Source organism: Ruminiclostridium sufflavum DSM 19573, from assembly GCF_003208175.1.
GTDB lineage: Bacteria > Bacillota > Clostridia > Acetivibrionales > DSM-1351 > Ruminiclostridium > Ruminiclostridium sufflavum.
In genome coordinates, this window is the sequence record NZ_QKMR01000001.1 from 176,474 (window position 1) to 200,069 (window position 23,596).

Sequence of the window (23,596 nt, forward strand, 5' to 3'; positions counted from 1 at the left end):
AATATAAAAGCTCTATTATAAACGAATATCATTCTAATCCGTTTATTTCTTTGGCAAAATGACATGCAACCTTATGCTTGGGATTTACTTCTATCAGCTCAGGAGATTTGCAGTGGCAAATATCCTTTGCATAGGCACACCTCGCAGAAAATCTGCAGCAGGGCTTTGGATTAATCGGTGATGTCACCTCTCCCTTCAGTACGATACGCTTTTTTTCGTGCTCCACATCCGGAACCGGGACTGCAGACAGCAAGGCCTTGGTATAAGGATGCAGCGGCTGCTCGAACAATTCTTCAGAGGGTGAAAATTCGACCATCTGCCCGAGGTACATAACCATAATATTGTTGGAAATATACTTGACCACCATTAAATCATGAGTTATAAAAATATAAGTCAGCTTTTTCTCCTCCTGGATATCCAAAAGCAAATTTATGATTTGTGCCTGTATTGAGACATCCAGTGCCGAAACAGGCTCATCACAGACAATAAAGCTGGGCTCCAATATCAAAGCACGTCCTATGCCTATTCTCTGCCTCCGTCCTCCATCCAGCTCATGAGGATAGCTGTTAACCAAACGGCGTGCCAAGCCTACGGTATCCATCATTTTATATACACGTTCGCTTATTTCCTGCTGGCTAAAGCCTCCGGCAATCTGCAAGGGCTCTGCAATCGTCTGATATACTGTGAATCTAGGATTCAATGAAGAATAGGGATCCTGAAAAATCATCTGCATATCCTTGCGCAGATTGCTAAGTTCCTTTCTGTCAATTTTGGTAATATCCTTACCGTTAAAAACAATTTGACCGTCCGTATTATCTATAAGATGTATCAAGACTCTTCCGAGAGTTGATTTCCCGCAGCCGGATTCTCCGACGACTCCTATGGTTTCACCCTTCTTTACCGAAAAGGAAACTCCATCAACGGCATGCAATGTTCCGGAGCTAACATCAAAATATTTCTTTAGATTTTTTACTTCCAATATATTATTCATATCAACTATCATTCCTTTCGCTATGCTAAGGCACAAAAAGTAATGAACTGCGTTTGCGCCGTGACTAACCCCATTTTTCGCCAGCCAGGTGACACCGCACCCAATGTCCTTCTGAAACCTCGATAAACTCCGGGCACTGAGCTCCGCAGCCCTTACTGCCTTTTGAACAACGGGGTTCAAATTTGCAATACGGCGGCAAATTGGTAGGGTCAGGCATTAGACCGTCAATCTGCTTTAGTCTTTTGCTGTTTGATTTATTGCTGGGCAAGGCCTCAAACAAGCCTCTTGTATAAGGATGCTGAGGATTTCTGAATATGCTTTTCACCGGACCGATTTCAACAATTTCACCGGCATACATGATTGCCACACGGTCGCACATCTCCGCAACTACGCCAAGGTCATGAGTTATCAAGAGCAGGGATGTATTCAGATTTTTTTTCAATTCATTCATCAAATCCAAAACCTGAGCCTGAATTGTAACATCCAGAGCCGTTGTGGGCTCATCCGCCAAAAGCAGCTGCGGCGAACAGGCCAGCGCCGTTGCAATAACAACACGCTGCTTCATTCCTCCTGAAAACTGGTTAGGGTATTCATTCATACGCTCTTTGGGGATGCCGACAAGCTCAAGTGCATCGGCTGCAAGCTTCATTGCTTCCCTTTTGCTTACTTTTTTATGAAGATAGATAACCTCGGCAATCTGTTTACCAACGGAATCAATCGGATTAAGTGCCGTCATGGGATCCTGAAATATCATGGAGATTTCTTCACCGCGTATTTTACGGATTTCACTGTTATTCATTTTAAGTATATCTTTTCCCTTGTAAAAGATTTCTCCGCTGACCACCTTTCCGGGAGGTGTCTGAAGCAGCTTTAGAATACTCAGCGCAACAGTGGTCTTGCCTGCACCTGTCTCTCCTACAAGCCCTATGGCTTCACCTTTTTTTATATCAAGTGAAAATTTATTAACCGCTTTGCATATACCTGTTTCTTTAGTTATATAATGTACCGACAAATCTTTTATTGAGAGAATGTTATTATTCTGATTCATATTCACCAACCTCAATTCTTTAATCTGGGATCAAGCGCATCTCGTAAACCGTCGCCAAACAGGTTCATGGAAAATACAATTAGAGCAATCGCAACACCCGGAACTGTACATAAGTAAGGATAATAATTCAGGTATTGGCGCCCATAGGACAGAAGTGCGCCCCATTCAGGTTCAGGAGGCTGTATCCCCATACCCAGAAAGCTCAGTGAGGATACACACAGGATAGAAATAGCCGTACCCAATGTAAACTGGACAATAATCGGCGACAGGACATTTGGCAGAAGATGCCTGAACATGATACGCGAATCCTTTGCATCAATAGTCCTTGCAGCTTCTATGTAGTCCATGCCCATTATTGCAAGTATAGGTCCCCTGACCGTTCGTGCAAATCCCGGAATAGTCGAAATACCTACTGCTATAATAGTATTGACTTTTCCCGAACCCAAAGCGGAAGAAATGACAATTGCCAGAAGCAAATTCGGAATTGAATTAAACACATCCAATATTCTCATAATAATATTATCCACCATATTCCCGTAATACGCTGAAATAGTACCGAGTATAATACCTGCCGCAGCTCCCAGCACCGTTGCCGCAAACCCTATCAGAAGGGAATTGCGTCCACCGTACAGTACGCGGGCCAGCATAGATCTGCCCAGATGGTCTGTCCCGAATATATGCTCAAGACCGGGAGCTACAAACCGGCTTTTCATATCCTGCTGATCATACCCGCCGGGACTGATAATGTCAGCCGCAAGACAAAGAAGAACCACCGTTACCAGAATAAAAAATCCGAACATGGCTGTTTTATTGCGTACCAGCCTTGCCATCGCTTCGCTGAACATGCTTCTGCGCCTGATTTCCTCAACTCCGGCTTTATTTTTCTTTTCACGCATTTAAGCTTCCTCCTAGCTTTTTTTAATTCTTTTGAACCTGTTTTTTTGACAGCTTACCGGATTTTGTAATACTTTTAAATCTGGCTTTGACACGAGGATCAATTGCCGCATATGATAAATCTATAAGCAAAAAGATAACCGATGTCGATACCGCAACCAGTAGGACAGAACCCCTCAGCAAAGGATAATCGCGCTGATTGATAGCTGTCATCATAAGTGATCCAAGTCCCGGCAGTGAGAATATCTGCTCGATTATAATCGCACCTGCCAATGCTCCTATGAGGTATTGACCGATACAGGTAGTAATAGGAATCATGGCATTTCCAAGAATATGATGCCATATAACCATCCTTTCAGACTGGCCCTTTGCCCGTGCAGTGCGTACAAAATCCTGCTGGCTGTTGTCAAGCATTGCGGCCCTTGTAAAACGCATGATACCTGCCGCATTTAATATGCCCAGCGTGGCTATAGGCAATATCCAGTACATCGGCCCGTAAGAGCCTGATACCGGCAGCCATTTCAGCTTTAAGGAAAATAGCATTATCAGCAGCATTGCAAACCAGAAATTCGGCATTGAAACCCCAAGTATGCTAAATACTCTGGCTATGGAATCAATCCATGTATTCCTCTTCATAGCCGCAAGAATACCCAGCAAAATACCTATAATGCATGCCATCAGCAGGCTCATAAGCGCAAGCTTTATGGTTGTAGGCCAGTGAGAAATCAATTCGCCTGTTATGGGCTTTCCGTTTGTATAGGATGTGCCGAAATCCCCTTTTGTAATAATTTTGTACATATATTTGCCATATTGCACTACAATAGGATCGTCCAACCCATGTTCGCTAATCCATGCGGCTTTGTCAGCCTCAGCCGCATCCTGGCCCAAGGCAACATCCGCAGGATTACCGGGTGTAAGTGCCTGAATAAAAAACAGTATAATTGTTACACCCAGCAATACAGGAATCATCATTATTATCCTTTTTATGGTATACCGAAGCATTTTTAACCTCCTCCCATCTATATGTTTTTTGACTGGCCGTAATATGCACCGGCCCCATGCTTTCTCAAAAAATGCCTGTCCAGAAGCTTATCAGGCATAGGCTTTGCATCCGGCTTTAAAAATCTGCACTGTATCGCCATCATTGCTATTTCCTCAAGAACCACGGAATTGTGAACCGCTTCTTCCGCATCCTTTCCCCATGTAAAGGGTGCATGATTTTTCACCAGTATTCCCGGTATATATTCCGGATTCAGATTATTAAAGGCTTCAATTATCACTGAGCCTGTATTGGCTTCATAGTCTGATGCAATTTCACTTTTTGACATTTCTCTGGTACATGGAATTTCACCATAGAAATAATCGGCGTGGGTAGTCCCATATGCCGGAATTCCGAGTCCTGCCTGAGCCCATGCAGTCGCCCAGCGTGAATGCGTATGACAGACTCCGCCGATTCCGGGAAACGCATTGTATAAAGCTATATGTGTCGGAGCATCCGAAGATGGCTTCAGCCTTCCTTCAACAATCCTTCCCGTAAGATCTATCAATACAATATCCTCGGCTTTCATAGTGCTGTAATCAACACCGCTTGGCTTTATTGCAACAAGCCCGCTGTTTCTGTCAATACCGCTGACATTCCCCCACGTATAGGTTACGAGCTTTTTTTCCGGCAATTCAAGATTAGCTTTCAAAACATCCTGTTTTAATTGTTCCAGCATAATTCTCACTTCCTGCTCAATTTATTTTTATCTATATATTTTTTGCCACCTCGTAAGCATCCCATATTGCATACATGATATTTGAAACCTTACGGGCATCCCCTATCAAATGAAGCTCCCCAATATCATATTTTAATTGCTCATAAACAGTTTTTTCGGAATTATAGCCTACAGCCAGAACGATGCTGTCTGCCGGAATTTCTTTTGTTTTTCCTCCGGTTTCTATCAGGGCACCGCATTCTGTCGTTTTGATGACCTTGGTGTCTGTAAGTACATTAATCCCCTTAAAGGGAATAAGCCTTTCCAGCATTTCAGAATTTGCATGGCAAAGAGGTCCGTTTAAAGCCAAAAGCTTATCCATAATTTCCACAATGGTAACCTTCCTGCCCCTTTCTTTCAGCCACAAGGCGAGCTCACAGCCCACCAAGCCTCCTCCGACGATTACAACCTCATCACCTGTATCCTCCTTATCCAAAAGCACCTCCTCCGCAGTCAGTACTCTTTTTGCATTTCCGAAATCAAATATCTTTGGCTTTGAGCCTGTTGCAATAATTACGGCATCCGCACCGCTGCTTTTAATTTCTTCGGCACTTATTCCCGTACCGCACCTGATTTCCACATCAAGCTCCCTCAAGGTTTCTTCATACCAGGCTACCAATGCAAGGTCATCCTCCTTGAAATCAGGAGCCCCTCCCGCCAGTAAATTTCCGCCTATGCGGCTGTGCTTTTCATAAATTACCGGTTTATGGCCGCGAAGTGCCAGAACACGGGCTGCTTCACATCCGGCAACTCCTCCTCCAGCAATAAGTACCTTTTTACTTTTCAAAGCAGGTGTCAAAAAGGTAACAGCTTCCCTGCAGGCTTCCGGATTTACCGCACAGTTTAATGCAGAATATTCCTGAATACGGCCCATGCAGCCTTCCTGACATGACAGGCATGGTCTGATTAAAGAAGTTCTTCCCGCCTTGAGTTTGTTTACATAATCCGAATCCGCCAGCAACGGGCGTCCCAGACTTGCAATATCACAAGCTCCGTCACTGACAGCCTGTGATGCCATATCAGGATTATCCATTCTTCCCGCACATATGACAGGAACCTTTACCGCATCCTTTATGAGCTTTGCAAAGGGTATATACAAGCCTTTTTTCTGATACATTGGCGGATGGCTCCACCACCAAGAATCATAAGAGCCCACATCAACATCCAGAGCATCATATCCGTATGCTGCAAGTAATTTTGCGGCCTCAATTCCCTCGGGGATATCTCTGCCTTTTTCTTCGAATTCTTCCCCCGGAAGGGCTCCCACACGCCAGTCCTTTATATAGCTCTTAGGACTGTATCTGAGTACAACAGGGAAATCCTCTCCGCATCTCTTCTTTATCTCCTCGACAATCTCTCTTGCAAATCTCAGACGGTTTTCCAGAGAACCTCCGTATTCATCTGTACGATGATTAAAAAATGAAATTGCAAACTGGTCAATAAGATAGCCTTCGTGAACCGCATGTATCTGGACTCCGTCAAATCCGGCTCTTTTTGCGTTATATGCACCGTCACCGAATTTTCTGACAATAGCTTTGATTTCCCCCACAGTCAATTCACGGCAGATTTTTTCAAGCCAGCGGTGTTTAATTGGTGAAGGCGCCACAGGAGGATATTCTCCGAGATTTGTCGGAATTGTTACCCTGCCGAAGCCTCCGCTCAGCTGAATAAAAACCTTCGCATCATAAGCATGTATACGCTCGGTCATCTCTCTTGCCGTACGTATAAAATGAACAGGATTATGGGTCGAGCAAGGACAATTGGGCATTCCATGCTCTTCAACCTCATTATCCACAAATGTGACCCCGGTTATTATCAGTCCTGTTCCTCCACGCGCTCTGGCGGTATAGTACTCAATGCCGCGCTGGTTGAAGCCGCCCTCTCTGTCCGCCAGTCCCAAAGGGCCCATCGGTGCCATTGCAAACCGGTTCTTTAATTCTAATGAACCTATCTTCACCGGTTCAAACAAATTATGATACTTGCTTACCATAGCTACTACTCCTCGTTTTTATATTTTATACTTAAATTTGATTTTTTAATTATTAAGACGGCTGCTTTAGCCTATATCGAAAGTTGTTGCTTGCTTGACTGCTTGCTTCTATTTCATTGCATCCAGTATATTTCTCATTTTCAGGTTAACATCCTTTAAATCCTGCATCCAATTTCCACTGCCCGTATACCAGAACTCAGTCACATATTTTCTTATTCCTATATTCCATGCAGTTTCAATAATTTTTTCAAAATTTACATGTCCTGTTCCGTATGGTATCTCCCTGAACTTGCCGGGAACAGTTTCCTTCAAGTGTATTGAGGTTATATAGCCTGCTCCGGCCTTCAAATCATCATATTCGTCAGAACCGTATAAAACCGCAGCATTTTTAATATTTCCGCTGTCGGGATATATCCCCAGATACGGGGAATTAATCTGCTTTATATAATACACTGCTTTCCACACCGTATTCATAAATTCCGTTTCCATTGTTTCAAATTCAAGCATAATGCCATATTTTGCGGCAATCAATGCTGATGCCTTGAGATTTTCGGCAAAGCTTTTTCTGGTTTCAGGGGTGGATTCCTCGTAATAGACATCATACCCTGCAATCATTATTATCCTTATTCCCAGATCATCAGCCAGCCTGATTGCCTTTTCCATTATGTCCATGCTTCTCTTTCTTACATCAGGGTTACTGCTGCCCATCGGATATTTTCTGTGTCCGCTCAGACACATTGTCCGGATTGGAACTCCGGTTTCAAACATTGTCTTAACCAGCTCAAGCCTTTCTGTCTTTGGCATATCAAGGCGGGCAAGCTTTTCATCTGTTTCATCAATGCTCATTTCCAAATAATCATAATCCGCATTTTTAGCAGCTTCCAGTTTCTCCCTCCAGCTAAGCTGTCCGGGTATTGCCTTTTCATACAGACCAAGGGTGTATGCTCTCATAGTTTTCACCTGCCGAATTCTGCTTAATACAGCGTATACATTGCTATTTCGTTTATTTCACGGTTAGTTGCTATAACTATGTTCTTATCCTTATGCATATAATAAAAAACATTTGCGGCACCGGCATCTGAGTCCAGCTCCTGTATGCCATAGCTGCCGTCTTTGTCACAGGTCATGGAATACAGACCGCGCCTTCCTCCTCTGCAGCCAACGATAACTGTAGGCCTGCCATTTATTTTCCCTCCGTAAATCGCATGAAGAAATTCCATTTTTACAGCAGACTCATATACTGCTTTATATCTGCCGTCAACCCTTTTATATACGGTAAGCCTATCCCCATGAAAGGGCGAAAACACAACAAGCTCCTCTTCTCCGTCTTCATCCATATCCAGCAGCAGTGCATCGCTTGCAGGCGTTGGCAGAAGCATTTCAATTTTCCAATTTTCATTGAGCCCCTCCGGAGGAGAAAATAAATATATACCTTGTTCACAGGAAATCACCGCACTTTGAACACCATTTTCAATCCGGCGGTAATAGCCGTGATTTTTCACCATACCGTCCTTTATAACCTCGAGCCGCAGCTGGTTTTCATCGCCAAAGCCTTCCAAATTATCCGGTAATACCGCAGCATACACCTTTCCCGGATTTGACCAGTCATCCTTGTATTCATGTCCGGATTTTATCGTACAAGCTATCAGATAATTAACGCCATTTACGGTTATTATGTCAAATCTGTGTACAAAAGGCAGCCTGACCAGCGTCCTGACTTCCCATCTGCCCTTTGCTGCGGGAGTTACAATAACTATCGAAGCCTCCTTAGAATCATTAGGGGAATAAAACCTGTGAGTAGCTAAAAACTGTCCGTTTGACTTCGGCACCTGAACCATGGACATTGTTCCTCCAGGCCCGTCCCACACAGTTTCTTCAACATTTCCGTCCAAATCATATAAAAAGCATTTGTTGTCCTTCTCGGTTGCAACCAAAAAATGTTTTGAATTATTATATTCAAGCGGGGAAACGGAATAACATTTCTCCAGCTCACCGATCTTTTTCTTGTCTGCTGTCATATAAATATACACCCTCTTATAATATTGATCTAAACGGCACATTGGGTTCATCCGTGAAGCAGTCCTCAAACCCTCTGCGATAATGATACTTGACCTTATCCTTATCCTCCGGCCATACAAATTTTCCGCCTACATCCCAAATATACGGTTTAAATTTATAGTTCAGCGTATCTTTCTTAAAATCATACAGCATCAATATTTCCTCGGGATCAGCCTTGAAATTTGTCCAGACATCATAGTGAAAGGGAATCACTGTTTTGCATTGCAAGGCCTCTGCCATTCTTAAAATATCTACCGAAGTCATTTTATCCTGATTTCCCACAGGATTTTCTCCATATGATCCTAAAGCAACGTCTACCTGATGATCCTTGCCGTGCTTTGCATAGTAAACGGAATAGTGGGAGTCTCCGCTGTGATATATTGTACCTGCCGGCGTTTTTATAAAATAATTGACCGCCTTCTCATCCATATCTGTGGGACATATCCCGCGTATATCCTTGTCTGCCGTAACGAGACAGGTTCTGTCAAAGGAATCAAGCACAATGATTTCACAATCCTTAATTTTAATCACATCTCCGGGCTTAACAACCTTACATCTGCTTTCCGGAACACCATAGCTCAGCCACTTTTTAACACTCTCCAGAGGTCCTATAAACGGAACCTCCTCCTCACAGTTTTTTATCACCGCTGCCGCAAAAAACGGATCAATATGGTCATTGTGGTAATGTGTAGATAAAACGGCATCCACCCGGGTTACGGCAAAAGGATCAAATACGATAGGAGCTGCACGCAGGTTTGGCTGTGTTGCTCTGCCTCCCGTCATGTTCCTCATCTGATGAAAAGGCTCCATTTCCTTTGTTTTTTGTGTTCTCTTGCCATTTCCAAACCATAGGTCTATTGCTATATTCGTAGACTTCTCCGATTTCAGCCAGATTCCAGTACAGCCTATCCACCACATTGCAAAGGTTCCCGGCAATACCTCTGTTTTATCTATTTCTTCATTCAACCAGGTTCCCCATTCCGGAAATGCCCCCAGTATCCATTTTTCTCTTGTTATTTCCGATATTTTATTCATCCTTTACCTCCTCAAGCAAGAAATTTTCATAAAACCTACAAAATTAGTTAACATAACGCAGTACTAAATTTAAACCCTAGAACAGCTTGATTTAAATCCGCTTAATTTGTCTAAGTCAATTACGGTTCAAGCCTTCGGGACGATAACAACCGACTCTATGCATGTCTTTGCTTGAGTCCGTCCAGACTTAATGCAAAAAGCAATACGGCTCCTTTTAATATAACCTGCATATACTCTCCGAGGCCTGCCATGACCATACCGTTGCTCAGCACTCCTAAAATGAGCACACCGGCAACAGCTCCCGATACCTTTCCCTCTCCTCCGGTGAAACTGACACCTCCTAAAATAATTGCAGTAAGCACATCCATCTCAGAGCCTATTCCGGATATGGGCTGTCCCGCATTAATTCTGGATAATGTAATAAGGGCAGCTATTCCGGTGAAAGCTGAACAAACTATATAGGCTATAAGCTTTTGCCTTTTGACCTGAATCCCTGACAGCCTGCTTGCCTCTTCGTTGCTTCCTATCGCATAAAGACTTCTTCCGAATACTGTCTTATTCAATACAAATGAACCTACCAGAACGCAAAGTATAAATAATATTATCGGAAAAGGTATTATACCGATACTTCCCTGACCTATAAAGGCAAATTTTTCCGGAAAGCCGAATATGGGAAGCCCTTGGCATATGGTATAGCTCAAGCCCTTAACAATCTGCATCATGCCTAAAGTCGCTATCATCGGAGGTATTTTTGTTTTTGTAACAATTATGCCGTTTGCAATTCCTATTACGATGCCTATCGCAAAACCCAGCAGCACTGCCGGTACCGGATTCATTCCGTAATTCACCATAAAATACGCCGTACTGATGCCGACAATGGAAATCTGAGTGCCCACCGACAAATCTACTCCGCCGGTCAGCATTACAAACATCGCTCCTACAGCCATAATTCCCATTGTAGACACCTGCCGCAAAATATTGATAAAATTTGAGGCTGAAAAAAATGAACTGTTCATTAAAGTAAACAATATTATAAGAATTATTAAAGCAAAATAAATTCCAAGAGTTTGTAATTTCTGAAATAATTTCTTATGCATTGACCATTACCTCCATTATTTCTTTCCTGACGCCAATTCCAGAACCTTGCTCTGAGAGTATTCGCTTTTATCCAGTTCCCTGGTAATTTCACCCTCAGAAAAAACTATCAGCCGGTCAGACATCCCCAGCAGCTCTTCCATATCCGATGAAATCATGATAACGGCCATACCCTTGCCTGCCAGCTCATTAATCAGCTTATATATTTCCTGCTTTGCTCCCACATCAATTCCCCTTGTGGGTTCATCGAAAATCAGTACTTTCGAATCAGTGGCAAGCCATTTTGCCAAAACCACCTTTTGCTGATTTCCTCCGCTTAAAGCCTGTACTTTTTGTTTCAATGAAGGAGCCTTTACCTCAAGGTCTTTGAAATATTTTTGAGATATCTGGTTTTCCGCCGGCTTCTGTATAATGTTCATTTTTGAAATTCTGTTCAGAATGGTTAACGTAATGTTCCAATCAATTCCTTTATCCAATACGACTCCCTGGTTCTTCCTATCCTCCGGAATTAATCCAATTCCATACTTAATGGCATCCCCCGGCGATTTTATTTTACATTCGGCACCATTAACAAATATACTTCCGTCTTCTCTTCTGCATGCTCCAAAAATTAACTGCGCCGTTTCCGTTCTTCCCGATCCTACCAGTCCTCCAAATCCGAGTATTTCACCTGCCTTAACACCAAAGGATATATTCCTTACGCCGTTTCCGGCCAGATTTTCAACCTTCAGCACAACATCTCCGAATACTCTGTTTTTCTGAGGATAGCTTTCGCTTAATTCCCTTCCGACCATATGGCTGATCAGCTCTGCCCTGCACGTATCCTTTGCATTTAAGGTCCGTATTTTCTCTCCGTCACGCATTACAGTTATCCTGTCACAGATTTGGAATATTTCCTCCATCCTGTGAGACACATAAATAACAAGAGCACCTTCTTCTTTCAACCGCCTTATCAGTTTAAAGAGTATCTCTACCTCTTTTTCCGTCAAGGCGGCTGTAGGCTCATCCATAATATAAACCTTGGCTTTTTTTGATATTGCCTTTGAAATTTCTACCAGCTGCATGTATGCAACAGTAATATCCCGGATTTTTACACCCGGATCTATATCCACCCCGAGGTTTTTCAATATCTCCCCTGCGGCCTTCTCTGTCGCCTTTAAATCAACGGTTCCTCTTTTCTTGATCGGATTTCCCATGAAAATATTCTCTGCAATGCTCAAAGACTGGGCCAGATTAAATTCCTGATAAACAACTTCGATTCCCATATTCTTTGCCTCAATCGGAGCTACCTTCTTAAATTCCCTGCCTTCAAAAAAGATTGACCCTTCATCCGGCTCAATTGCCCCGGATATTGCTTTAATGATTGTTGATTTACCGGCTCCGTTCTCTCCGACCAGCGCATGTACCTCTCCGGCTTTGAAATCAACCGAAACCTTGTCCAGAGCCTTTACACCCGGATACCTCTTAGATATGTTTTTAAGCGATAAAATATAATCATCTGCCATTTAATTTCATTCCTTTTCGCTAGAAAGTAAAATACAAATTTCCGGTAGCTGACAGGCTTTCGGGAGAAATATCCGCATAACCCCTTTGAGAGCTATTGCTTATATTCAGCCGCATTATCTTTAGTCACCTGATTTGCACCCATGACAATAATTTTTTCAACCTTTTCGCCCTTCATAAGCTTGTCGGCAATATCAATTGTAGTTTTGCCGTTAATTTTGCTGTCACAATCTACGGTACCCCTGTAGCATGTTCCCGCGATAATCTTTTCTATTGCCACCTGAGATACATCACTTCCAAAAATAGCGAAATCATCCTTATCCCTGCCTGCAACCTTTACAGCCTCATAGGCGCCAAGTGCAGGACCGTCGGAGATGCTTACAATTACCTTGATATCGGAGTTTTTTTGCAGAAAGGTTTCACCCAGCTTCATTCCGGCTTCACTGTCTATTGCGGAACCGCGCGCCACGATTTCAGCTCCGGGTGCAGTCTCTTTTAATGCATCCTCAATACCTTTCGCTCTCTCAATCAGAACAGGCACAGTCGGATATTCAATTAATGCAACCTTGGCACTCCCGTTACAATTTTTGTTTATCCATTCGCCTGCCATTTTGCCTATTGCCTGACCGACACTTGCATTGTCATTTTTATACCACACATCATATTCCTTCAGCCCGATACCGTATGAAATGACCTTAATCCCTTTTGACATGGCTTCCTTGACCACCGGCTCCATCGCGTCAGGGTCCAAGGCCTGAATGACAATAACATTGCAGCCCGACTGAACAAAATTTTCAACAGCACTTATTTGAGTACTTGGGTCACCTTTGGAATCATTAACGCTTAATTCCATATTCTTTTCCTTAGCCGCTGATTTCATATCTGAAACGAACTGCGCTACAACCGGATCAGAAAGGTTAATGGCTGAGAAACCTACTTTAACTGTTTTTGCTTGGCTTAAAGGGCTTTGCGTACCGCCGGAGGATGTCTGAGTATCTGTAGCTGTTCCGCAAGCTGCAAGGAGTACCATAATTGAAAATATTAGTCCGAATGCAGTAATTTTTTTCATCGTTTTATCTCCTTATAAAATTATTCAACTGATAAACAATAAATTTTAAAGACTTGTTTTAGGAAATGAATTTTACAGACCTGCTTAAACCAGTATTATGTTTACTTATTTTTGGATGTTTATAGGTTTCAGTCATCTCATCAACCTTCTTCCATGATATTTCTTTCAAATTAAGTATAACATTTTATTACTTTTAAAAAAATTTTTATTAAAATACGCACCTTTGTGCACTTTTTATTGCTATTTTATTGTAAGCTCCTCTACAGCTTTTTTATATAGCCTTTCAAACAGCTCCTGCGAGTTTCCATAATATATTGACGAGTGCCCCGGAGCAATAATATCCGCCTTAAGCTTCCTGAGCTTATAAAATGACTCAATACTTTTTTTTGCACAAAAATGCGGATCACCATTCCAACCCAATTCCAAATTAAGTTCATCGGCAGGAGTTGCACCTGAAATAATAAAAATATCCCCGGTAAATAAAATCTTAACATTGTTAATATCTGCCATCAAAGCAATAGATCCTTTAGTGTGACCCGGCATGCCCACTATCTCAATAGTAGCATTCCCGTAATCAAACACCTCTCCGTCTTTCAAGCCATAGTCGGCCGTACATGTGTGGAAGCTGCCGCCGAAAAGCTGTTCAAGCGTACAGGCATCTCCGCACTCGATAGAATTCCTGTCATCCTCGCCTATTAATACTCTGGCGCCGTTCTTTTTAAAAATATGCGCATTTCCTGCATGGTCAAAATGGGAATGAGTAATAAAAGCATCCTTTACCGAATTGATATCCAAACCCCAGAACTCAAGGCTTTTTCCCATTGCCTGATACTGCTTCTCAGAATATCCGCAGTCAATGAGTATAAGACCCTTTTCAGTTTCGAGGGCAAAAGTATTTGAGTTTACGCCATTCATCCATCCGCTTATCTGATAAACACCATTTAGAATTTTCAAAATAACACCTCAATTTATACAGGTAATCTCTGATGAAATTTTGTTCAGGCTAGCTGCCCTTCCAAAATTTCATCAGATCAGGTTAATCTTCTAGCGCGCCAAATGCAATCCGCCGTCAACAGCCAGAATTACACCGTTGATATAGCTTGATGCCGGCGACAGCAAAAACATTATAGCTGTTGCTTCTTCCTCCGGACGTCCCGGTCTGCCCATAGGATTGATGCTTACTAAATGCTGCATGAATTCACCGGTAACCGCCCCATGATTTCTGGGTGTATGGATAGGTCCTCCCGGGCATACACAATTCATTCTTGGCCTTCCCTTGAGTTCTACTGCCTGATGTCTTGTATAACCGGCAATTGCAGATTTTGCCGAAGCATACCAGGGATCTCCTCCGCCGGCTTCAAAAACACCTGCAAGCGCCGCAACATTGACAATAGCTGAACCCTCCCCCGGCTCTGTAGCCTCGAAAGCCAAGCATAATCTGTGAATCATTCCGACCGCTATGGAAATAACCTCGTTGAAATTCCATTGGCTGTTAAGCATTTTAGGGCCGGCAACATTTGCAAGATATAAGGGCTTGCAGAATGTAAGGGTTTCCTCCATTGCCGCCTGTACCGCCTCATCCGAGCTTAAATCTGCCTGAACAGGCTTAATATTTACTCCATACTCGCCTGCTCTTTCAATTGTTTCCTTGATACCTTCCGCAAACATATCCCATGCTGCTACCTTTAAACCGCTTTGTGCGGCCAATATTGCCGTTGCCGCACCAATACCGCTTGCCGCACCGGTAACAATGATACCAGTCCCCTCAGGTGCTGTCCAGCCATCAAAAATTATGTTTGGTTCTCTGTAATTTTCAGCCATGAATATTCCCTCCAGTTAATTAATATTTATTTTTTTAGATTTATATATAGCCAGATATTATCCGTTTCCTCCGGAAACTTATCAAAAGTGTCCTTGTGAGGAGGCTCAGGTGAAGGCTTTCTAACCTCATCCTTCATATAAGCATATTTGCCCAGAAAATTTCTGTCCTGCTCTGGCGTCAGAGGCGGTCTTGTATTTGTAGGCTGCATGTCTCTGACCCAGCCCTTCTTGTATTCATTCTTTGTTGTGCGCTGCCATGCACCGCTCAGTATGCGCCATTCGCCATCTTCCTTTATATGTGTTCCCGGCACCATTCCAAGGCTTATGATAGCCATAGGCTCTTCCCGGAATTTTGACAAGCCTTCTATTCCCAAGGACCACCAGACTCCTCTGGCAACAGTGCAGTCGGCATTCACCTCTATTACCGGTGTTGTCAGCGGATGAATCAGCATATTGCCTTCCAGATTGTCCACCACTGCTTTCCTTCTGAAATCCATCAAGCCCTTCACATCCACGCTTGGATGCTTGACAGCCTGTAACTCTCTGCGTTTCTGGCCTATATGCTGATCATCATGAAATATTGCTGCCGCACCGCGCAAATTTTTTATTTCCCATACAGACAGCAATTTTTCAACAGCGCATTCCATCTCTGTAAATTCTTCGGCATCCAGCTCATCAATTACATTTAAATCTATATCCATTTTTTGTACTCCTTTCTTTATTCTGATTCAGCGTAATTATCTGGACTTGTCCTTTTCCGTCATCCAGCTGCTGTCCGTCCATGTTTTATAAGGGCGGGGGCATGCCGGAATCCCTTCCCTCACGCTCAGAGGAGAGTATGGATTGTGATAGGTGGAAGGTGATGAAAGCGGATGCACCGGGGTATTAAGTCTGTTTAGCATACTGGTGTCCTTCACCCAGCCCTTGTCATAGTCACACTTGATAAATCTGAAGTAATGCATATGCCATATCTTCCAATTATTATTTTCAAAAATAAAATCAGCCGCAATCATTCCCCAGCACCAAATTGCCTTCGGATCCTTATCTTCCTCGGGAATGGCACCGGCTCCCGGACACCACCATAATGCTTTTGCAGTCTTAATATCTTCAGCCACCTCTATCATAGGTGTTGTCAACTGTAAATCCAGCATCTCACCGGACTTTGGCTCTGCTCCCACAACCTCTTTTATAATTGTCTCCACAGCATTAATACCTTTGAATACTCCTTCATCGGCATACTCCAGTGAAACATCCTCCTGTCCCAGAGCAAAGTAGTCAAGAACCTTGTCTGCCTGTCTGAAATTAAAAGCTGCCATACACCTTCCCATATTGTTTTGAATTTCCTGATATGCCTCGAGACGCTTAATGGCACTTTTAAGATTTTCTCTTCTTTCCTGACTAATCTGTTCAGCCATTTTTAACCACTCCTTTGACTTTTTTTGAATTGTATTGTTTTATTTTGTGGATGTTGAAAAGTTTTTATTAAAATGCATTTGATTTGCAGCATCCAGTCAGACGTTTGAAAATTTGTGCGTGTAGTTGATTTTTTATGCATTTTTATGATAGCATAATTTTAATAATAGCATCCATTATTCTAAAATAAGCACAATTGTGCGTTTATTCCCTCACTTAATTTATTTAGCTAAAATAATATAAAATAAGATTGTACAATATAAACTAACTAAAAATCGGAGAGGTTAAAATATGAAGTCAATTCTTGTGATAGATATTGGAACTTCCAGCATGAGAGGTATTATATATAATGAAAACGGCTCATCTGTAAAGACTGTACAGCGTTTTTATTCTCCTGATTATATTTCGGACAGCTGCGTTGAACAGGACGCTCTGGTCTGGAAAAACAGTCTTCTTCAAATTATTTCTGAATGCATAAGGCTTGCGGCTGATTTTAAATATGAAATAACAGCTGTATCCTTAACATCTCAGCGCTCCTCCGTCATACCGGTGGACCGTGACGGAAACCCGCTGTCCAAGGCGATAATGTGGCAGGACAAGCGTGCCGCCGGTATATGCAATGAATTTTCCAAGAATAACGACACCGTATATATAAGAACCGGCACCCGTTTGAATCCAATATTTGCCGGTCCTAAAATCACCTGGCTGCGCCGAAATAAACCGGATATATATAAGGCAAGCCACAAAATTATTGTAATCCCTGATTATATTATATTTTTAATGACCGGTCTTTTTGTCACAGACTATACCTATGGAAGCAGAACATCTCTTATGAACATTCATACCTTGCAATGGGATCAAGAAATGCTGTCCCTGTTCGAGATCGATGAAGCCAAGCTGTGCAGGCTGATTCCTCAAGGGCAGATTCTAGGGGTTACAACCGAAGCCTTTGAGGCACAGACAGGGCTTCGCTCAGGAACACCCGTTATATCCGCAGGAGGTGATCAGCAGTGCGGAGCACTTGGTGCAGGCATAATGGAAGAGGGCTCTCTTCAGGTCACTACAGGCACAGGCTCATATATAGCCGCTTCTTCGGACAAGGTTGTTCTTGATTCAAGGCAAGGCTTCATATGTAATGTCTCTGCTGTTCAAAACAAATATATTCTTGAATCCGCTATACCGGCATCCTCCTCGGTTTATAACTGGTTCTACGGTAATTTTTATCAGAACGCACATGGAATTGCAGAAATGAAGGACACTATTGATATTGATGTGTCAAAATCACCCTGCGGCGCAAACGGCGTAATAATGCTGCCTCATTTTCAGGGCAGGGGGTCACCTGACTGGAATCCTCTTGCAAAGGGCATGTTTTTTAATATCACTCTTGCCACAAAGCGTGAGGACCTTGCCCGTTCAATTCTGGAAGGAATTGCAGCTGAAATTGCAGAAAATATCGAAATTATGAGAAACAGCATCGGCAAAATTGATAAAATATTTGCATCTGGAGGAATGACCAAATTTAAGGTATTCAATCAAATTCAGGCTGACTTGTACAATTGCGAGGTAATATTGCCTGATAACAAAGAATCGACTGCTCTCGGGGCTTGGGTTTCGTCAGCTGTATCACTCGGGCTGCAGCCTTCATACCGGACAGCTCTTGATAAGGCAAATGAAAGGTCGTATACTTGCAGTTTTTCACCTGTAAGTGAAAATGCTGCCCTTTACAGAAAAATGAATCCAATCCGTCAAAAATTATACAGAGCCATTTTGCAGGAAAATATATATACGGATGTCTCCGGTTTAAATCATTAAAAGTGAGGTCGGAATTATGAAGCTTAGAGAGCAAAAGCAATTAAGTCTTTTAACAGAGATAGCATCACTATATTATGAAAAGAATATGACTCAATCGGAGATAGCAGAGCGTATGTTTCTTTCGCGCACCAGAATATCCCGTATGCTGCAGCAGGCAATTGAAAAGGGCATCGTTCAGATACATGTCAATCATATTTTCGAGCGCAATTATGCTCTTGAGGAGCGGTTCAAGCAGATATTCAGCCTGAGAGACATTTATTTGTATAATACTCATGAAAAAACACCTCAGGAGGTTAAGTCCGGCGTCTGCATCCTTGCAGCCGAATATTTAAAAAAACGCATAACCAAGCCTATCGTATTGGGCACTTCATGGGGAAGCACAATTGCAGAAACCGTCAATTCATTAAAAATAGAAACACAGATTCCCATTGATGTTGTCCAGATTATGGGAGCAGCTTCCATACAAAATCCGGAAATTAATGCAAATGAGCTGGTTAGCCGTATTGCAAAAATATATGGTGGTATTCCTCATTATCTGAATGTGCCCTTATATATCGAAAATGATTTCGTAAAGCAAAAAATACTGCTGGATCCGATTATAGCAAATGTGCTGGATATGGCACTCAATTCGGATATAATTCTGACCGGCATCGGCACCTTTGATGAAATTACGGCATTTAACCCGTGGCTCGGATATATGACACAGTCAATGTTCAGGGAAATAAAAAATCAAAATGCCATAGGCTGCATAGGTGCGCATTTTTATGATAAAAACGGCAATGCATTAGACAATGACTGGAATAAAAACTGTGTCGGAATAAGCCTTTCCAACCTGTATCGCATGGAAGAGGTTGTTGCCGTCGCCTCGGGGACATCAAAAGCACAAGCAATACTGGGTGCCATCAGGGGCGGATATATAAATGTTCTGGTTACTGACACCGATACTGCTAACAGTATCATTGATCTTCACTGAAATATATGACACCAATCGTTTTGCAGGCAGCCCTACTGGAAGTAAAAAAGGAATATATAAAAATAAGCTTGCTTAAATTTACTCCAATTTAAGCAAGCTTATTTTACTGAAACATACTTGCTGCCTTCTATATAAAATCTCCAGGGATAATCCTTCGCTTCTTCAGCGTAGTCGATGCCTATGCGTTTTGAGGTTACTATCCTTAAGTCCTCGCATTTCGCATCCTCAACATAGATTTCATTACCGCACAAATCCATACCGTTTATCCGCCTGTCGATTGCCAATGCTCCGCATAGCTTCCCCGGTCCGTTGGCAAGGCCTATCTTCCGGCTATTTGTCAGCTGCTCATATTGCTTTCCAAATCTCCTTTGCGCCATTTGTTCAATTCCTTCCAGCGGCTCAACAGCCCTTATTAAAACTGCTTGAGGATTTTCCCTTTCATTTGTAACTATATTGAAGCAGTAATACATACCATAAATCATAAATATATAAGAAAATCCGGCTTCCCCATACATAACCTCTACTCTGGCAGTCCTTCTTCCTCCATAGGAATGTGCAGCCTTGTCCTCAATGCCCATATAAGCTTCTGTTTCTGTAATCCTTGCCGATATTCTCTGACCTTCCGTTTGATGTACAAGCACCTTCCCCAGAAGCTCCCCGGCTACAATAACAGAATCTCTGTTGTAAAAAGCTCTGTCAAGTTTTTTCATCCTTCCTAACCTTCCTTAAAAATTCCTTTTAACCCGTTTTATTCCATGTCTGCATTGCGCATTTTTAAAAAAGCCTCATAGCGTGCACGTAAAACCGCTTCATGATTTTCTTCATCCATCCGCAATTGTTCAAAAAAATTTTTAACCTTTGGATCCTCTGACTTGTCAGCAAGCATCCGGTAATGCTTCTGTGCCCTTATTTCATCTTCAATAGCTTCTAATATACCATCCAGTATTTGCTGCATGCGGTTTTCCCCCTTAATGATTTATCACTGTAAATATGCTGACCGGCTCAATCCGGTAATAATTTCACTACAATCAGAGTTATATCATCCTTGATTTTCTCATATCCCAGAAAATCCGTAAAATCCTTATAAACCCTGTCTATAATATCAGAGGAACTCATATAACAAGCCTCTGTAAACAGCCTTTTCATCCTGTCCTCATAAAACACATTATTAGAGCGCTGCTCCGGTAATCCATCAGACATAATGAACATAGTCATATCCTGAAGCAAAGGCAAAGAAGAGTCTTCATACCTCAGCAGGTCAACATCTATTGCGGAAGAAACAGGAAGCCCCGCATTCTTCAGCTCTATTACATTATTTTTGTCCTTAACCAGTAAAGGACATATATGCAGGCCTGCATTACAATAGCTTAATTCCTTTGTTTTAAAATCAAAAACAGCTATAAAAAGGCAAACCAGATATTCCTCGGGATATCCTTCCTTCAGATACTGCTCAACAAAAAAATGCATAATATCCTTAGGAGACAATAATTGCCCCGGTACATGCTTCAGTGTAAAAAAGCTTCTTATGGTATCCTTTACAAAAATAGCCAGCATGGCACTATCCAGTCCATGTCCTGAAACATCTGCAATAAAGCATACATAATGTTCAAAATAATCATTTAATAATCCATTATCTACTTTAAATGCATCAAATAAATCTCCGCCCATCTCTTCAGCAGGAATATACAAGGACTTGAAGGATATATTTCCGGTATCGGGAAGACTCTCCGGAAGGGAACGGTTATGAATTTTTATCGCATTTGCTATTTCGGTATCCAGCCTTTTTTGTAATCTTTCATACTCTGCATACTTTTCATTACCACGTATATATATAAGTCCGTCCTTCCTTAGAATCTTGAAATGAAGTTTCAGCACCTCCTGCTTGCCCTGCAGCAAAAATTCCGTCCAAGCTGACGGCTCTTCCGATGCACTGCTGAAAAATTCTTCCGCTTTGTTAACATAAATGTCCGAAACTATATCAAAAAAGCTTTTTTCATTCAACTCCTGCTTGGCATATCCCAAGTACAGCTGTACGGTTCTGTTGGAGAAAACTATCTGCCCGTCTGAGCCGCAAACCAGAATATAGTCTTCAATCATATCAACTATTGCTTCATTTATTTTTGCTGTCTCAAATCCTTTCCCCAACAGTTATCCCCCCCAAACAAACAATTTCTTCATGTATTTTATATATTATATCACACTCATTTTCCCGCACAATTATTTATTCAATTTTTCCTTTTACCATAAATTCTATTAACTAAGTTCAATATTTGCAAAAGAATTATAGTAAAGCCCATAACCCCATGGTATTATAACAATAAGCAAAAATTCAGATAGGTATTTTTATAAATCCGGCAGATTTTAAATCCATTTTAGGGATTGATGAGGTAACTTACAATGGCATCTAATATAAAGCTTACAAGAGACAACGCTGTAAGGCTGATAAGAAATCAAGAGGTATCCTGCCCTAATTGCGGCAAGGCAATCCTACAGCCCCGCTACACCTTCAAGAATCAGAATACCGAGTATATGTGTCCGGTTTGTAAAGAAATATATCATCCCTGCAAACTTATTTGAACTTATTTTCATCGAACCGAAGCTTATTCTCCGGAATATAAAAAGCATAATTTTATGACTGGCTTACCAATGTAAAGGAAGCAAAGTGTGCATTTCCCTGGCCGCTGTAGGTAAAATACAAAGCGTGTACACCCTCCGGAATTGTAATATCTCCTTCATATTCCTTCCAAGCGTTTGAATATACCACAGGTATTTTGCCAATAGCCTCCCCGTTCCATGCGGTTTTAACCGAAAATTCCCCCAAGCAGTACCCTCTCACTTTAATTTTAATTTTTTCTATTCCCTTGCAGTTAAAGTATTTAAAGCCTGCTGTTGCAGAATCCTTCATATTTGCAATATAACCTGTTTCCTCATCCCCGTCTCTGCCATCCTGCGTAATCTTCGGGAACTGTCCGCCCATCCATGCATTGGTGCAATCCGTATACATAGCTTCTTCATTGCAGAACAGACTGCACGCCAAATAGGCAGGATACTCACCGCTCCCCTTCAGCGGTCCTCCATTTGAACCGCAGGAGGTCATTTCCACCTGAGGAATAGTCCCATCCTCAAGAAAGCTTATTTTCTCCATACATCCCTGCCTGCTGAAATTAGTACCATTAGTATGCCTGTGATAAAAAATGTACCAGTTATCTTTGATTTCCACAATACTTCCATGGTTATTTCCGCCGTAGTACATAGGCTTTTCCGCCGGTTTATACGTGTCAATATGAAGATCATTGTTACTTACGATGACTCCCCTGTAAATAAAGTCTTTTGTGGGATATCTGCTGGTAGCATAGCAAAGCTCATGCATCACTACAGAGGAATATATAAAATAATAGGTATCACCCCGTTTTCTGATTGACGAAGCTTCAAAAAACTCATGTCCTTCATATCCGCTTCCTTTGCTGAAAGGTTCGCTGGGCGCAATAATGACAGGCTCTTCTACAATTGTCAGCATGTCTTCTCCCAAAACAGTGGCCATAGCTCCTGTTCTGGATTTGTCTCCTATTGCACAAAAACCCGTATACAGATATGTCCTGTCTCCTTCTCTAAATACCCCAGGATCAAACTGGGGTTCATCCCCTTCTCTCTCGCCTAATATTGTTCCGTCAGAATAATGCACATATCCATAGAACTCAAATTTACCCGCCGGAGTATCGCAAACAGCCGCAGACACAATTGAACGTCTGCTGTCAACGTAATACAGATAATATCTCCCATCCGCCCCCACTGCAATATCGGGTGCAAAAAGACAGCTGTCCCTGTCAGAATTATCCTGTACGGCTTCAGCTTTATATATTATTCCCTCATACCGCCAATCTGACAAGTCCTCCACCGGAGCAGACCATGTGACATAATCATTCAGACAGTATGCATAGCCGTTAAACCGGTCATGAGAGCCATACACATAAACTCTGCCTTCAAAGACATAAGGTTCTCCGTCAGGTATATACTCCCAGGACGGAAGATAAGGATTTAATCCCTGTTTTTTCATATTAACCTCCCATGCCGGGTTTCCGGCACAAAAATTTGTAAAGCCTTCGCGGAGGTACGCCAGTATTTTCATAGCTGCAGCTA

Annotated in this window: 23 protein-coding genes; 3 read left to right on the plus strand and 20 right to left on the minus strand. The window is 42.2% G+C overall.

All coding sequences use genetic code 11. The features are described from left to right. Positions 1-28: 28 nt before the first annotated feature. The 16 genes from LY28_RS00695 to LY28_RS00770 form a co-directional block, all read right to left on the minus strand. A complete protein-coding gene (locus LY28_RS00695; RefSeq protein ID WP_110460387.1) occupies positions 29-991 on the minus strand; it encodes an ABC transporter ATP-binding protein in 963 nt (320 codons plus the stop codon). 64 nt (positions 992-1,055) lie between these two features. Continuing rightward, on the minus strand, positions 1,056-2,039 hold the full coding sequence (locus LY28_RS00700) for an ABC transporter ATP-binding protein (protein WP_110460242.1): 984 nt from the start codon (positions 2,037-2,039) through the stop codon (positions 1,056-1,058). Positions 2,040-2,050: 11 nt separating this feature from the next. Continuing rightward, complete coding sequence (locus tag LY28_RS00705) at positions 2,051-2,935, minus strand: ABC transporter permease (RefSeq protein ID WP_110460243.1); 885 nt, start codon at positions 2,933-2,935, stop codon at positions 2,051-2,053. A gap of 22 nt (positions 2,936-2,957) precedes the next feature. Continuing rightward, the gene (locus tag LY28_RS00710; protein WP_110460244.1) at positions 2,958-3,935 is read right to left on the minus strand and encodes an ABC transporter permease; all 978 of its coding nucleotides are present in this window, start codon (positions 3,933-3,935) and stop codon (positions 2,958-2,960) included. A 17-nt stretch (positions 3,936-3,952) separates the two neighbouring features. After that, a complete protein-coding gene (araD, locus tag LY28_RS00715; protein ID WP_110460245.1) occupies positions 3,953-4,651 on the minus strand; it encodes an L-ribulose-5-phosphate 4-epimerase in 699 nt (232 codons plus the stop codon). A 31-nt stretch (positions 4,652-4,682) separates the two neighbouring features. Continuing rightward, positions 4,683-6,680 carry an oxidoreductase gene (locus LY28_RS00720; protein ID WP_110460246.1) on the minus strand — a complete coding sequence of 666 codons (1,998 nt, stop codon included), beginning with the start codon at positions 6,678-6,680 and terminating at the stop codon, positions 4,683-4,685. A gap of 108 nt (positions 6,681-6,788) precedes the next feature. Next, entirely contained in the window at positions 6,789-7,631 is an 843-nt protein-coding gene (locus LY28_RS00725; protein ID WP_110460247.1) for an L-ribulose-5-phosphate 3-epimerase, read from the minus strand. 23 nt (positions 7,632-7,654) lie between these two features. After that, entirely contained in the window at positions 7,655-8,698 is a 1,044-nt protein-coding gene (locus LY28_RS00730) for a hypothetical protein (protein WP_110460388.1), read from the minus strand. A 16-nt stretch (positions 8,699-8,714) separates the two neighbouring features. Further along, a complete protein-coding gene (gene ulaG / locus LY28_RS00735; protein ID WP_110460248.1) occupies positions 8,715-9,773 on the minus strand; it encodes an L-ascorbate 6-phosphate lactonase in 1,059 nt (352 codons plus the stop codon). Between the two features lie 155 nt (positions 9,774-9,928). Continuing rightward, positions 9,929-10,870: an ABC transporter permease gene (locus tag LY28_RS00740; RefSeq protein WP_110460249.1), complete on the minus strand. Its 942-nt coding sequence runs from the start codon at positions 10,868-10,870 to the stop codon at positions 9,929-9,931. A gap of 15 nt (positions 10,871-10,885) precedes the next feature. Further along, a complete protein-coding gene (locus tag LY28_RS00745) occupies positions 10,886-12,373 on the minus strand; it encodes a sugar ABC transporter ATP-binding protein (protein WP_110460250.1) in 1,488 nt (495 codons plus the stop codon). Positions 12,374-12,465: 92 nt separating this feature from the next. Next, positions 12,466-13,440 carry a sugar ABC transporter substrate-binding protein gene (locus tag LY28_RS00750; RefSeq protein ID WP_110460251.1) on the minus strand — a complete coding sequence of 325 codons (975 nt, stop codon included), beginning with the start codon at positions 13,438-13,440 and terminating at the stop codon, positions 12,466-12,468. A gap of 240 nt (positions 13,441-13,680) precedes the next feature. Continuing rightward, positions 13,681-14,394 carry an MBL fold metallo-hydrolase gene (locus tag LY28_RS00755; protein WP_110460252.1) on the minus strand — a complete coding sequence of 238 codons (714 nt, stop codon included), beginning with the start codon at positions 14,392-14,394 and terminating at the stop codon, positions 13,681-13,683. Positions 14,395-14,484: 90 nt separating this feature from the next. Beyond that, positions 14,485-15,261 (minus strand): SDR family NAD(P)-dependent oxidoreductase, encoded by a 777-nt coding sequence (locus LY28_RS00760; protein WP_110460253.1) that lies wholly within the window; start codon positions 15,259-15,261, stop codon positions 14,485-14,487. A gap of 26 nt (positions 15,262-15,287) precedes the next feature. Continuing rightward, on the minus strand, positions 15,288-15,962 hold the full coding sequence (locus LY28_RS00765) for a nuclear transport factor 2 family protein (RefSeq protein ID WP_110460254.1): 675 nt from the start codon (positions 15,960-15,962) through the stop codon (positions 15,288-15,290). A 36-nt stretch (positions 15,963-15,998) separates the two neighbouring features. Next, the gene (locus LY28_RS00770; protein WP_110460255.1) at positions 15,999-16,676 is read right to left on the minus strand and encodes a nuclear transport factor 2 family protein; all 678 of its coding nucleotides are present in this window, start codon (positions 16,674-16,676) and stop codon (positions 15,999-16,001) included. A 289-nt stretch (positions 16,677-16,965) separates the two neighbouring features. Between LY28_RS00770 and LY28_RS00775 the strand changes: the two genes are divergently transcribed. Beyond that, positions 16,966-18,486 carry an FGGY-family carbohydrate kinase gene (locus LY28_RS00775; RefSeq protein ID WP_110460256.1) on the plus strand — a complete coding sequence of 507 codons (1,521 nt, stop codon included), beginning with the start codon at positions 16,966-16,968 and terminating at the stop codon, positions 18,484-18,486. Positions 18,487-18,502: 16 nt separating this feature from the next. Then, positions 18,503-19,459, plus strand: a complete 957-nt coding sequence (locus tag LY28_RS00780) for a sugar-binding transcriptional regulator (RefSeq protein WP_110460257.1) — start codon at positions 18,503-18,505, stop codon at positions 19,457-19,459. A 98-nt stretch (positions 19,460-19,557) separates the two neighbouring features. Here the strand turns inward: LY28_RS00780 and LY28_RS00785 are convergent, their stop codons facing one another. Genes LY28_RS00785 through LY28_RS00795 form a run of 3 tightly spaced genes read right to left on the minus strand, consistent with a single transcriptional unit; the run spans position 19,558 to position 21,604 of the window. Next, on the minus strand, positions 19,558-20,169 hold the full coding sequence (locus LY28_RS00785; RefSeq protein ID WP_110460258.1) for a DNA-3-methyladenine glycosylase: 612 nt from the start codon (positions 20,167-20,169) through the stop codon (positions 19,558-19,560). A gap of 38 nt (positions 20,170-20,207) precedes the next feature. Further along, positions 20,208-20,414 carry a ferritin family protein gene (locus tag LY28_RS00790; RefSeq protein WP_110460259.1) on the minus strand — a complete coding sequence of 69 codons (207 nt, stop codon included), beginning with the start codon at positions 20,412-20,414 and terminating at the stop codon, positions 20,208-20,210. Between the two features lie 47 nt (positions 20,415-20,461). Further along, positions 20,462-21,604: a PP2C family protein-serine/threonine phosphatase gene (locus LY28_RS00795; RefSeq protein ID WP_110460260.1), complete on the minus strand. Its 1,143-nt coding sequence runs from the start codon at positions 21,602-21,604 to the stop codon at positions 20,462-20,464. 252 nt (positions 21,605-21,856) lie between these two features. Here LY28_RS00795 and LY28_RS00800 point away from each other — a divergent pair, with 252 nt between their 5' ends. Further along, on the plus strand, positions 21,857-22,036 hold the full coding sequence (locus LY28_RS00800; RefSeq protein WP_110460261.1) for a C1 domain-containing protein: 180 nt from the start codon (positions 21,857-21,859) through the stop codon (positions 22,034-22,036). A gap of 52 nt (positions 22,037-22,088) precedes the next feature. Here LY28_RS00800 and LY28_RS00805 read toward each other — a convergent pair whose 3' ends face one another. Next, complete coding sequence (locus LY28_RS00805) at positions 22,089-23,513, minus strand: family 43 glycosylhydrolase (RefSeq protein WP_110460389.1); 1,425 nt, start codon at positions 23,511-23,513, stop codon at positions 22,089-22,091. Positions 23,514-23,596: the final 83 nt, after the last annotated feature.